The following is a 13445-nucleotide window of genomic DNA, read 5'->3' as shown; positions in this document are numbered from 1 at the left end:
CATGAGAATTAGTATCAATAATCAAAATTTCACTTTACATCAATCCGGTTCTGCATTTTGGGAAGAAAAGAAAATCCTCTTAATCTCTGATTTGCATTTGGGGAAAATCGCGCATTTCAGAAAACACGGAATGGCGATTCCGGAGAAAGCAGTTTTGGAAAATTTTACGAGATTAAATGAAGTTTTGGATTTATTTGATGCTGAAATTATTATTTTTCTCGGCGATTTATTCCACAGTAAAATCAATAACGAATGGAACATTTTTGCAGATTGGATTAAAACTATTTCTCAGCAAATTATTTTAGTGGAAGGCAATCACGATATAATTTCAAGAAAATATTATGATGATTTGAATATCGAAATTTATTCGGAATTAATAATTGATACTTTTTTGCTTACACATCATCCTTCAGAAAAAGAAAACTTTTTTAATTTTTGTGGACACATTCATCCCGGTATTAAATTAAAAGGAATGGGCAGACAATTTTTGAGTTTAGCTTGTTTTTTTAGAAAACCACATCAAATGATTTTTCCTTCTTTTGGAGAATTTACAGGTAATTTTTATCTAATTCCCGAAGAAAATGACCAAGTTTATGCGATTACAAACGAAGAAGTAATAGAAATTGCGATGTCTTAATTCAATGCAAAAGGCGCACACATTCTAAAAGTAGGAACAATTACTTTGAATGTTTTAGTTGTAGTAAAATTGATCATATTAAAATGACCTTTCATAGCACCATAAGGAGATGACAATAAACAGCCAGAGCTATAAGTGTGATTTTCGCCCGGTTTTAAAACTGGTTTTTTGCCAATTACGCCTTCGCCGTCAACAATGTCTAAGTCATTTAAGGAATCAAAAATTTCCCAATGGCGAGAAGTTAATTGAACAGAGTCTTTACTGTGATTTTCGATCGTAACTACGTAACTAAAAGCAAAGTGAATCTTGTAGTTCTTGAAGTAAGTGCCTTCAAAACTAGTCAAAACCGATATTTTTATGCCTCGTGTAATTTGAGAAACCATACTAACCTAGTAAATCTGTGTGAGTTATAGGCACAAAGCTACGAAAAAAAATGATTGAAGTGAAAACGTTAACATTGTTTTAATTAACGATGTTTATTGAGTTTCCGTTTCCTTTTCCAATGACTCTTTGGTAACGGTCAGAACTTTCTTTATAATAAACTAAGATGGTGTATTCATTTTCAGTTTGGTAGAAATTTCCATCAACCGCATTTTCGTAATCAATTACGCCTTTTTTATCAGCAACTCTGTATTGGTAATTCGTAAAACCTTGTTTGATCATAACGGCTTTTTCAAAAACTCCTTTTTCTGAATTATAATCCATTTTGTATTCTGGTGAAAGACTGTAATTGTTGAACATTCCAACAATATAAATGTCTTTGTTTAATTGAAAAGCTGGCGCTGAAAGACTAAAATAAACCCAAGCATAATCTGCTTCAATATCTTGATTGAAGCCATTAATGTTTTTAACTACAAAGTTGCCATTTACATCTTCATATAAAGTGTAAATCTGATTTCCTCTCGCATGATTGGTGTATAAAAAAGAGCTGTAAACATCATTATTGGTTCCAATTCTTGCCACATTATTGCTCGCCGCGCGAATATCTTTATTCTCAAAATACAAAAATTCATTTCCGCCCCAAAACTGTGTTTCTTTATCATATTTGTAAACCATTTGGTTTCCAATGGTATATTGAGGCTGAATATTTTTGATAGTTGTATTGAAATCGCCATTTTGCATCAAAAGCACTTTTACGTTTTGCAACGGTGTCTGAAAAACAATATCATTAGAAAGTATTGTAAATTCCAAATTTTGCTTAAAATCAATATTGCTGAGGTTTCGGCTTCGCTTTACGAGACAGGCAACAGTTGAGTGATTTTCGTAAAGAACAAATTTTCTTGAAAAAACTACATCTTTGTCTTCATTGAGAATTTTCAGCATATAATTGCCTGAAATTCGCAATTGCGTTGTAAATTGATTTGGGAAAGAAAGTTTATAATGCGAATAACCTTGAAGCGTATTAAAGGAATTTGATAAATCAGTAATTCTTTGATTGTCAAAACCGCGAACGTAATCGGTTTTCGGAATATCTGTCGGAATCCAATTGTAGTCACAATGAACTACTTCAAAATAATAATTGGCCTCGTTGCCAAATAAATCATCAAATTGAAATGAAAAAACGGAGCCCAATTCAAAAATCGGAACCACATTACTGTCATTTTGAACAAATGAAGCTGTTTTAATATTATAGGGAGGAGCTATTTCTGTTTGAACTTCTTGGGCTTTCGCCGAAGTAAAAATTAAAAGGAAAAGAAAACTTTGAAATAAAAATTTTGGCATCTTATTACGTTGTAAGATTGTAAATATAAGAATTTTATTAAACGTAAGAAGATGCCAATTTATTGGTTAAAAAAACAATTTATTACGAACCTAAAATATATTCCAGATTGGTTTCGATTTCGTCGTTTACAAAACTTTCTTCTAAAAGAGAATCCGACAACAGTTTTTTATTTTCCTGTAATTTGATAATTTTTTCTTCAACGGTATTTTTCGAAATAAAACGAATCACATTTACTTTATTCAATTGTCCAATTCGGTGCGCTCGTCCAACGCCTTGTTTTTCTGCGAAAGGATTCCACCAAGGATCTAAAAACAAAACATAAGAAGCTTTGGTAATATTCAAACCAACACCTCCCGCTTTAAGCGAAATAAAAAACAACAAAGGCTCTTCTTTTTCCTGAAAACGCTTTACTTCTTGTTCTCTTTTACTGGCTGGAGTTTCGCCGGTAATTTCGCAATATTGTATTTTGTTTTCTTTGCACCAATCCGTATAAAAGTTCAAATTAGTAACAAACGAACTGAAAATGATCACTCTCTGTTTTCCTTTCACCAAATTTTCCAGATAATTCGTAACAGCAATGTATTTTCCCGAATCAATTTCTGACTCCAAATCAACCATTTTTGGGTGATTACTCAATTGTCTCAACTTCATCAAAGTATTGATAATGCTGATTTTATCAGGATTTGATCCGTCGGTTTTCAGTAAAAAGTTACGTGCTTTCGATTTTTCTTTTTCGTATAATTTCTCCTGTTCGGGATCCATATCGCAATAGTAAATCTGCTCTGATAATTCGGGTAAATCTTTTAAAACCTGTTCTTTGGTTCGTCGCAAAATATAAGGCTGAACCAGATTTTTCAATTCGGCTAAACTATTTTCGTCTTGTTTTTTCTCAATCGGAATTTTAAAGTTTTCTGCGAAAAAATTATAAGTTCCCAAAATATCCGGATTTATAAATTGCATTTGCGACCATAAATCATCAAGCGAATTCTCAATCGGGGTACCGCTCAAAGCAATTTTATGAGCTGTACTTATTTTATTAATGGCTTTAAAAATCTTAGAATTTTTGTTTTTGATGTATTGACTTTCGTCCAAAATCAAATAACGGAAATCATATTTTTCTAAAATTGAAATATCACGATGAATAACACTATAACTGGTAAAAATCAAATCGGTTGAAGCTAATCGGCTTGCTAATTGTTTTCTGTCATTGCCCACGTATTGCATTCTTGAAAAATGGGGAGTAAACTTCCCAGATTCATTAAACCAGTTAAAAACCAATGAAGAAGGTAAAACAATCAAGGCTTTAAGCGGTTCTCTTTCGATGGTAGTTTCGTTGGCGAATAAATCGAAATTGGTGGTTTTCGTGGTAAAACCTAATTGTTCCTGAACAGCAACCAAAACGGCTAAAGTCTGCAACGTCTTTCCAAGTCCCATATCATCAGCCAAACAGGCACCTAAATTGGAATTAAAATGTCCCAAAAGCCATTTTACACCATCAATTTGATACGGTCTTAAAGTGGCTTTCAATAAGTCGGAAGCAACATATTCTGCTTTATAAGTTACATCATCTTTAATTTCCGGAATGGCATCCAAAGCAGTAAAATTACTTTTTCGCAAAAGAAGATTTCCGGTTTCAGTTTTGGCTAATTTGGCCAAAGAACCATATTTACTAAACCATTCTAACGGAATTAAAAAGTAGTTTCCATCAGGCAGTAAAAACAGTCTTTCTTTACTTTTTATATTCGGAATTATTTCGCTGAAATTGATTTTATAATTCCCAATTGTAATGATGATTTTGATATCAAACCAATCTCCGCTAGTGTCTTTTGATGCAGAAACAGTATGATTTGCTGTGATGATTTCTTTGCTTTCGAGTTTTAAATTTTGAATAGTAAAACCTAAACTTTCTAGTTCTTCTTTATGATCAATTACAAATTGAATATTGACAAAAGGATCAGGGTTTTCTGTTTCTGAATTCAATCCGAAGAATTCATTTTTGATTATTTTTAAACCAAGTTCAGCTAATTTGTCTGTATATAAAACCTCGTCTGTATTTCTTTTAAATTGGATAATTTTTGGCTGATTGGCAACGCTAAAATCCACAAATGAATGTGTTTTTTTTCTTTTGGAAGCATCAAACGAATAACCATCATAATCAAAATAAAGATTAAGATAATAACAGTTTTTGAAAAAGTCATGAACAGGCTGAATCGTGCACGAAATGATTTTATCACGAAGTTCGATTTCAAAACCATTTGCTTCAATGTCAATTTTTTTAGCTATTTCAGGAATAAAACTTTTGAAATAATCATCGACTAATTTTGATGGAATTTCAATTGATTTTTTCTTTAAAAAAGGCATTAATTTTTTAGCATTAAGCGCTGTTAACTGACCTAATTTTTTATTGATAATCAACCAGCCCGGTTCGTCTAGAAGAATATCAACATTGCTATTCATTGGCAAAAAAGAAGTTTCGTTTTCTTTTAAAGAAAGCGTATAAGTAATGCCTTCGTCGTGTTTGTCAAATTGAATTTGAGGTTCAAAACAGAGCGGATTTACATCAACTCTCGAACGATAAAAATCTTTTTCGGGACCAAGATTAATTGACAACGGAAATTGTTCCTGAACAATTAAACTGTAAAACGAGCTTAAATGAAATTTTAAATGTTGACGAATGGCAAACTCAATTTTAGAATCCTTTTGCAGATCCATAATCGTTTTTGCCGATTTGATTTTGGCACTGAATTTCTTGAAAATAAAGTCAGGCTTCAAAGATTCGCAAGCATTTAGTATTTTTTTGGTATTGGAATCTAAATTTTCTAAAACAATTCCAAAGCTTTCCAATACGCCAGGAGTTGCTTTTTTGTCCAGATATTTAATTTCAGTAGTATTCTCAACAATATAAACAGTTGGAATAAAGGCATTAAGATTTTTGTCAAAACTGATGTCAAAACAAAATTGAAATGGTTTTGTAGGTTCCAAGATTTGAGATTTGGTTGGTATGATTTTGGTTAGGCTTATAAAAGTAAAAAGTTTTCAAAATAGGGCTATTCTGAAAACTTTTTAAATGAACTTGTATTACTTATATGGTGGAAAAATTAATTTTCTGGTTTAAAGCAAAGTGGAATAATTTCTCCTTTTGCCAAACAATATTTCTCTACCAACTCTGGTGCAATTTTATTAGTATAATCTTCTTCTATTACTATAAAACCAATGCTTCTTAATTTGTCGAAATAATCGCGTCCGTAAATACGAACGTGATCATATTGACCAAATATTCTTGCACGTTCTTTTTGATCTGTAATCGAATCATCTGCAAAGGTAACTTCACGATTTAAATCTTGTGGAATTTGCAAAATCGCCATTCCGCCCGGTTTTAAAACTCGGAATAATTCCTGCATTGCTTTCGTGTCATCCGGAATATGTTCTAAAACGTGATTACATAAAATGACATCGTATTCATTGTCTTTAAAAGGAAGATTACAAATATCTGCTTTTACATCTGCCAAAGGCGAAAATAAATCGGTTGTTGTGTAATCCAGATTTTTTTGTTTGCGGAAAAGTTTATAAAAAGCTTGTTCTGGAGCAAAGTGTAAAACCTTTTTTGGAGCTGTAAAAAAATCAGTTTGATCATTTAAATACAACCAAAGCAAACGATGTCTTTCTAAAGAAAGCGTACTAGGCGAAAGGACATTATTACGCTGTTTCCCGTATCCGTAAGGAAGAAAAGAGCGAAAACTTTTTCCGTCAATCGGATCAGTAAATCGGCTTCCTCTTAATGATAAAGCTAAAATTGGTCGCGCCACATAACTCAAACGAATTAATAATGGGCGCGGGATTGTATTAAGTACTAATTTAAATAGTTTTTTCACAGTTAAATAAATTTGAACACGAATTTCACAAATTTACACGGATTAACGTTATGCTGAAATTTCACGAACTTTTGATTTGGGTTAAAGTATTATTCTTTTGTATTTAAGGCTGTCTTCTCCAAAATTGACTAACAAGCCAAGTTTGTTTTGTGACGCAGCTAAATAATTTAATGTCTGCTTAATTTCACTTGTTGTTAATGTTGCAATTGCTTTGAGTTCTAAAATGATCTCATCGAAAACAACAAAATCTGCAAAATAGTAACTCGGCAATATAATCTCTTTGTAAACGATATTATATCTTAATTCTCGATTATACGGAATCTCATTTTTTTGAAATTCATATTCTAAAGCATCGCCATAAACCTTTTCACTATGTCCTTTTCCTAATATTTTATGGACCTCCATACAAATCCCAATAATTTTATAGGATTCTTCTCTTAAATACAATTCACTCATTATTTTTATTTCGTTTTAGTGTAATTTTTATCATAACACTAATCCGTGATAATTCGTGAAATTAGTGTTATAAAATAAGTGGTATTTGTCTGAATTCATCTTCTTCATTGCTTTCGATTCCTAAAGCTTTGTAGATGTATTGAAAAGTCGATAATAATTCTGGTTTTCCATCAATTAAGGCAACATCGTGCTCAAAATGCGCACTTGGTTTTCCGTCAGCGGTTAAGATTGTCCAACCATCTTTTAATTGTTTGATATTTCTTGTTCCCATGTTAATCATCGGTTCAATAGCCACAACCATTCCTTCAACGAAAAGTTTTCCGCGTCCGCGTTTTCCGTAGTTTGGCATTTCTGGTTCTTCGTGCATTTTTTGTCCAACACCGTGTCCAACTAATTCACGAACAACTCCGTAACCGTGAGCTTCCGTATATTTCTGAATCGCATTTCCAACATCTTCCACGCGATTTCCAGCTTTAAATTCTCTGATTCCTACGTACAATGATTCCTTAGTAACTCTCAAAAGTTTTTTCACTTCCGGAGCAACTTCGCCAATTTCAAAACTATACGCATGATCACCATGATATCCATTTTTGAATGCACCACAATCTACCGAAATAACATCTCCGCTTTTTAAAGGCGTATTATTCGGAATTCCGTGTACAACCTGAGCGTTCGGACTCATACAAAGTGAATTAGGGAAATCATACAAGCCAAGAAAACTTGGAACAGCACCGTGATCACGGATGAATTCCTCAGCTAATTTGTCAAGATATAATGTAGTAACTCCTTCTTTAATTTCAGAAGCAATCATTCCTAATGTTTTAGATACGATCAAAGCACTTTCGCGCATCAACTCGATTTCCTCTCTAGTTTTTTGGATAATCATATTTTTCAGATTTTCAGTCCGCAAAAGTACAATTTTATATTATTTTTTTCGCCACGAATTTCACGAATTATCACTAATTGTATTGTGTGAATAATTCCATTAAATTTTAATTCGTGTAAATTCGTGAAATTCGTGGCAAACTTTTTTAATTTATTATCTCAGAAAAAAGCCATAAATTAGTAGTAAAATGCCAAAATCATGGAAATTTCTACAGATCAAGATATAGCTAAAATAAAAGCATTAAAGAAAATGAAAGCAACGGCTTTGTCGCTTTTAGGTTTTGCGGTGTTTCTTTTTATAATTGCAATTTACTTTAAAATTCCAATTTTACAGGCTTTTAGCGAGGCCGCAATGGTGGGCGGAATTGCCGATTGGTTTGCAGTTGTAGCTTTGTTTCGTCATCCGCTTGGAATTCCGATTTGGCATACGGCAATTATTCCAACCAAGAAAAATGAAATTGGAGAAAACCTTGGGAATTTCGTTTCTGAAGAATTTCTGGATAAGGAAAAATTAGAAATCAAACTAGATGAATTCAACTTTGCGACTAAAGCTTCAGATTGGCTTTCACAGAAAGAAAACGCCGATAAAATTGCTAATGTAGTTTCGGTAAATATTATTCCGGGAATATTACGAACGATAAAAGACGAGGATGTTAAAAATTTTATTCAGGTTCAGTTTAAGGAAAAAATCGAAGGAATAAATTTTGGAAATTGGGTTGCCGTTGCATTAGAGCCGTTACAAAAAGGAGATTTAAAAAATCAAATGCTGACCAATCTTCTCGAAGTAATGAGCGAGGAATTGACAAACAACAAAGAATTAATAAGACAAAAAGTAAAAGCATCGACACCATTTTTGAGTTTTGGATTGGCCGATAAAAGTATTACGGAAGGTGTTTTTAATGGTCTGCAAGATTTTTTAAATGAAGCCAAAAAACCGGAAAGTGCAGTACGTTTAAAAATCGATGAATACATTTTCAACTTCTTAGAAAAGGTAAAAAACTCCGAAGAAATGAGAGTCAAAATTAACGATATGATTTTGGGTTTTGTTGGCAAAAAAGAAGTTCAGGATTACATCAACGGAATTTGGGATGAAATAAAACTTTCCATTACAAATGATTTAGAAAAAGGAGATGAGTCATCAATAAAAAACAGTATTTCGAGCTTGATTCAAACTTTTGGAAACGGAATCAAAGAAGATCCGGTTATGATTGACAAAATCAATAATTTTATCAAAAATGACATGCTTTCGATTCTTTTGAACAATAAAAAAGTAATTGGAGATTTGATTTCGTCAACTGTAAAAAGCTGGGACGGAAAAGAGGTTTCTGAAAAATTAGAATTAGAAATTGGAAAAGATCTTCAATACATCAGAATCAACGGAACTTTAGTTGGAGGAATTATTGGGCTTGTGATTTATGGTGTTGAGCAGCTTTATCATTTTGTTTTTTAAACCATATAAGTGATATAAGTAAATATAAATTCGTACTGTTTCCTTTGGGAAAAGAAAAAATCATATAAGAAGCATAAATTTAATTGCACTTTTTTAAGGTTTACATTCTGGTATAAAATAGTTCTCGCAAAGACGCAGAGACGTAAAGTTTATTTTTCTTTGCGACTTAGCGCCTTTGCGAGATTTTTTTAAGTTCTGTTTAAAATGAACTTATATAACTTATATGGTTTAAGAGATTATAATAACGAATGACAAGTCATTGCATTTGGTTGCGGCACTCCCATTAATTCTAAAATTGTTGGAGCGATATCACCTAAAACACCATTTTGAATATTTTTCAATTCTTTGTCTACTAAAATAATCGGCACTGGGTTTGTTGTGTGTGCAGTATTTGGGCTTCCATCAGGATTAATCATTGTCTCGCAGTTTCCGTGATCTGCAATTACAATTGTAGTGTAATTGTTTGCAAGAGCGGCGTCAATTACTTTTTTGGCACAAGCATCAACAGCTTCGCAAGCTTTAATTGCCGCTTCCATAATTCCAGTATGTCCAACCATGTCTCCGTTTGCAAAATTTAAACAAACAAAATCAACTTCGCCTTTATTTAATTCAGGAACAAGAGCATCAGCAAGTTCGTAAGCGCTCATTTCTGGCTGTAAATCATAGGTAGCTACTTTTGGAGAATTTCTTAAAATTCTAGATTCGCCTTCAAAAGGAGTTTCTCTTCCGCCAGAAAAGAAAAATGTCACGTGTGGATATTTCTCAGTTTCAGCAATTCTGATTTGTTTTTTGCCTGCTTTTTCTAAAACTTCACCAAGTGTTTCGGTAATATTATCTTTATTGTAAACCACTTTTACGTTTTGGTACGTTTCGTCGTAGTTTGTCAATGTTACATAATACAAGTTTAGTTTATGCATATTTTGTTCGTGGAAATCCTGCTGCGAAAGCGCCTCAGTAAGTTCACGTCCTCTGTCAGTTCTAAAGTTGAAGAAAATTACAACATCGCCTTCAACAATGGTTGCTAATGGTTTTTCACTTTCATCAACAATAACAACTGGTTCGATAAATTCATCAGTAACCTCTTTTTCATAACTGGCAAGAACACTTGCAACAGCATTTTTAGATGGCGTTCCAACTCCGTTTACAAGTAAATCGTAAGCTAATTTAACCCGTTCCCAACGTTTGTCGCGATCCATTGCATAGTAACGACCAACAATAGAAGCAATTTTCACCGGAGTATCTTTAATGTATTCGTCTAAATCGTGAATGTATTTTGCTCCAGATTTTGGGTCAACATCACGTCCGTCTGTAAAAGCGTGAACGTAAACTTGGTCTAATCCATATTCTTGAGAAGCATCAATTAAACCGCGAAGGTGCGAAGTATGAGAGTGAACACCTCCATCAGAAACTAATCCTAAAAAGTGTACTTTTTTATTGTTTTCTTTTGCGTAAGTAAAAGCATCAATTAAAACTTGTTCTTTGGCTAAAGTTTTATGTGCTACAGCTAAATTAATTTTGGCTAAATCCTGATATACAATTCTTCCGGCACCAAGATTCATGTGTCCAACTTCACTGTTTCCCATTTGCCCCTCAGGTAAACCAACATTTAATCCGTCGGTTCTAAGTTGAGCGCTTGGGTAATTTTTGTAAAGACTGTTTATAAAAGGAACATTTGCATTGTCTATTGCAGATACTTTAGGGTCAGGAGATTTTCCCCAACCGTCTAAAATCATAAGGATAACTTTTTTGTTCATTACTTTTTGTTTTCTACAAAGATAAATCATTTCTATACTTTGCAAGAAGAGCACGCTACATTTATATTTAATAAAATGAAGCGTATTAAAAAATAATAATTTAATTAAAGAAGCACTTATTTTTTAAAATTAATTCACGCTAAGCTCTCTTTCTAAGCTTATTTTTGACAGCATTATAGTCAATAAAATATTTCACACTGATTGAAAAAACATGTTTTAAGGCCTCATTATTCAGCAAAGCCGTTACATTGTCCTTGAATTGTTTGTCAATAACGCGCTCAAAATTATCAGCATTATTTCGGTATAAAACTGAAACCTGACTTCCTGGTGCAAACCACCAAGAATACGATAAATCGGCATTCCAAGAATAAAAACTAGAGTTTTTATTATCGGTATATTCTGGATAAGGCGTCAGTGTGCCATCTTGTTCTAATTGTAAAATGTCTTTATTTTCGGCATACGACCAATATTGCCTCACTGATAAATTAAAAGTCATTGTACTGTTTAAAGCATATTTTCCGCCAAGCGTATTGGAATACGTGATGACATTTCGATTAGCAAAAACAATATTGTCTGGAGTGCTTTCATTGTTGTCTCCATCTACATTGTCGATATAACCTTTGTTGTTGTTTTTTCTGAAAAAGCTGAAATAATAAGTCAAAAGTAACTTGTCATTAAAACGATATCTCGGACCAACATCGACCCCGTAAGCCATTCTTCCCGGTTCGTCGGCAATTGAAATCGATGGATTTAAGTCTAATGCAAATTTGTTGTTGTAATTCGTTGAAAGACTTGCCCAAGATTCGAACTTTCTCGGAATAATTACATATCTGTTATCGGCTCGAGGTTCATAATAGTCGTGAGATTCCATAGGATAAACAGTAAATCCCATACCGAAATAATGGTTTTTTACAGTTGTCAGGTTTACATTCACATTAATGCTGTTGTCTTGAATTAGTCCAGATTCTTTATTGAATTCGGCATACATATTATAGTTGACTCTAAAGCTGTTGAAAAGCTTTGTTGGGTTTAGGATTCTATAATTGGCATTGCCATAAAAATTGTAATAATTGGTGTAAAAGTTGATTCCAAGATCATTTGGATCATAACCTTTAGTCACAAAATCAGAACCTACACTGTAACGGTATTTTCCACTTGTTTCTGCAAAACCAATTGTGGTATAAACGCCGTTTTTATCTTCTTCCTTATTAATATGGCTGTATTTTGCATTTCCATATAAACTGTATGTGTTTGCTTTTGTATTTAAGTCCCAAGCCAATCCTGTTACATTCGCGTCTCTATAATGTCCGTTTCGGGTAACATTGGTATTAATAAAAGTAACCGATGAGTTTTTGCGGAAACGCTGATCTAGAACTAAAACATTGTAATTTGTCAAAGGTTCAACAATAGCAAGTCTTGTTTCGTTCGAAAGAGTATCTTTTATAGTTGCATATGTTTTTTCAGTAACAGCATTTAAAACCCCAATTCCTAATCCTTCTTTTGTTCTTCCTGAAACTTTTAAAGCATTGATAAGATTAACATTCTGAACATTTTCAATGATTTCCTCATTGTCATTTAAAGCGGGATCAATAGACGGACTTCCTCCAATTCTTCTTGAATAAAAGATGTTTCCTTTTTTAAACAAATCAGTTCCTTCTGTAAAAAAAGCACGATTTTCATTAAACTGCTGTTCAAATGGACTTAGATTCAAAATTCGATCGTCATATTTTGTCTGTCCAAAATCTGGAATTAAAATAGCATCAAGTGTAAAAGCATCATTAATTCCGTATTTAATGTCCATACCGCCTTTCATTTGGCCATACGTTTTCTGGCCATCTGCAGCATTTAAATAATAAGAAGCATAAGGCAAAAAGAACAATCGAGTAGGAGGTTTGATGTTTTCAATTCCAGCCAATTCACCATTTTGCTGCGTAAAAGTCCCTATTTTAGTATCAATTAAATTCCAAGTATATTTTTTACGTTCGCGTTTTACTTCTCTGAAAAAATTAATTCCCCAGGTTTGTTTGTTTTCTGCCGAAAAACGTAAAGCCGCGTACGGAAGTTTAATTTCGACAATCCAGCCTTTGTCTGTAATTCTGGCTTTGCTGAGCCAGACAGCATCCCAAGAATAATCTTCGCCAATAGCATCCGTCATGATGCAATCCCCTTGAACATCAGCAGCAGAAACAAAAAACTCAAAATTTTGTTGACCGTCATTAAAACCGTTTACAAAAACACCAAAAATATCGGCTGTTCCAAAATTATCACGCTGGGAGATTTCTTTTAAAATTTTATTTGGTTCGTCATCATACATCATGGCGCCAATATAAATGGCGTCATTATTATAAAGAACTTTGATTTCTGTTTTTTTTCCGTCGGGAATTGCTTTTCCATTATCAGGTTCAAACATGATAAAATTGGTAGCAATAGGCGCGTTTTCCCAAGCGGCTTCATCTAGTTTTCCGTCAATCGAAATAGATTCCACAGTTGATTGAGCCTGAAGGATTTTCTTCTGGCTGTAACTCCAAAAAGTGGATAAAAGAAGACTTAAGAAAACTAATTTTTTCATGAAATTTTAAAAAAGAATCGCGGATTAAATAGGCATTACTGCATTAATAGACTATTAATTATTCTAATTGTTACAGTTTTAAGGGGCAAAAATAATGTT

At 33.0% G+C, this 13445-nt stretch carries 10 protein-coding genes; 2 read left to right on the top strand and 8 right to left on the bottom strand.

Annotated features, from left to right (window positions below):
- Window position 1 precedes the first annotated feature (1 nt).
- Window positions 2-637, top strand: a complete 636-nt coding sequence (gene pdeM / locus RB619_RS18285) for a ligase-associated DNA damage response endonuclease PdeM (protein WP_308100161.1) — start codon at window positions 2-4, stop codon at window positions 635-637.
- Here the strand turns inward: pdeM and apaG are convergent.
- The 6 genes from apaG to map all read right to left on the bottom strand — a co-directional run bounded on the left by apaG (window position 634) and on the right by map (window position 7574).
- Window positions 634-1020: a Co2+/Mg2+ efflux protein ApaG gene (apaG, locus tag RB619_RS18280; RefSeq protein ID WP_012023834.1), complete on the bottom strand. Its 387-nt coding sequence runs from the start codon at window positions 1018-1020 to the stop codon at window positions 634-636. The two genes, pdeM and apaG, sit on opposite strands and share 4 nt — an antisense overlap.
- A gap of 79 nt (window positions 1021-1099) precedes the next feature.
- Window positions 1100-2359, bottom strand: coding sequence for a DUF5103 domain-containing protein (locus tag RB619_RS18275; RefSeq protein WP_308100158.1), 1260 nt, complete (start codon window positions 2357-2359; stop codon window positions 1100-1102).
- 82 nt (window positions 2360-2441) lie between these two features.
- On the bottom strand, window positions 2442-5342 hold the full coding sequence (locus tag RB619_RS18270; RefSeq protein ID WP_308100156.1) for a DEAD/DEAH box helicase: 2901 nt from the start codon (window positions 5340-5342) through the stop codon (window positions 2442-2444).
- A 116-nt stretch (window positions 5343-5458) separates the two neighbouring features.
- On the bottom strand, window positions 5459-6232 hold the full coding sequence (locus RB619_RS18265) for a methyltransferase domain-containing protein (protein ID WP_308100155.1): 774 nt from the start codon (window positions 6230-6232) through the stop codon (window positions 5459-5461).
- 81 nt (window positions 6233-6313) lie between these two features.
- Entirely contained in the window at window positions 6314-6688 is a 375-nt protein-coding gene (locus tag RB619_RS18260) for a GxxExxY protein (protein WP_308100153.1), read from the bottom strand.
- 67 nt (window positions 6689-6755) lie between these two features.
- A complete protein-coding gene (gene map, locus RB619_RS18255) occupies window positions 6756-7574 on the bottom strand; it encodes a type I methionyl aminopeptidase (RefSeq protein ID WP_308100151.1) in 819 nt (272 codons plus the stop codon).
- 198 nt (window positions 7575-7772) lie between these two features.
- On the opposite strand from map, the gene RB619_RS18250 reads away from it, so the two are divergent.
- Window positions 7773-9023 carry a DUF445 domain-containing protein gene (locus RB619_RS18250; protein ID WP_308100149.1) on the top strand — a complete coding sequence of 417 codons (1251 nt, stop codon included), beginning with the start codon at window positions 7773-7775 and terminating at the stop codon, window positions 9021-9023.
- Between the two features lie 236 nt (window positions 9024-9259).
- On the opposite strand, the gene gpmI is transcribed toward RB619_RS18250, so the two are convergent.
- Window positions 9260-10777 (bottom strand): 2,3-bisphosphoglycerate-independent phosphoglycerate mutase, encoded by a 1518-nt coding sequence (gene gpmI / locus RB619_RS18245; protein ID WP_308100148.1) that lies wholly within the window; start codon window positions 10775-10777, stop codon window positions 9260-9262.
- A gap of 139 nt (window positions 10778-10916) precedes the next feature.
- On the bottom strand, window positions 10917-13346 hold the full coding sequence (locus tag RB619_RS18240; RefSeq protein WP_308100146.1) for a DUF5916 domain-containing protein: 2430 nt from the start codon (window positions 13344-13346) through the stop codon (window positions 10917-10919).
- Between the last annotated feature and the right edge of the window lie 99 nt (window positions 13347-13445).

It is taken from the genome of Flavobacterium sp. LHD-80 (assembly GCF_030929605.1).
GTDB lineage: Bacteria > Bacteroidota > Bacteroidia > Flavobacteriales > Flavobacteriaceae > Flavobacterium.
This window is presented reverse-complemented; position numbering and strand designations above follow the sequence as displayed.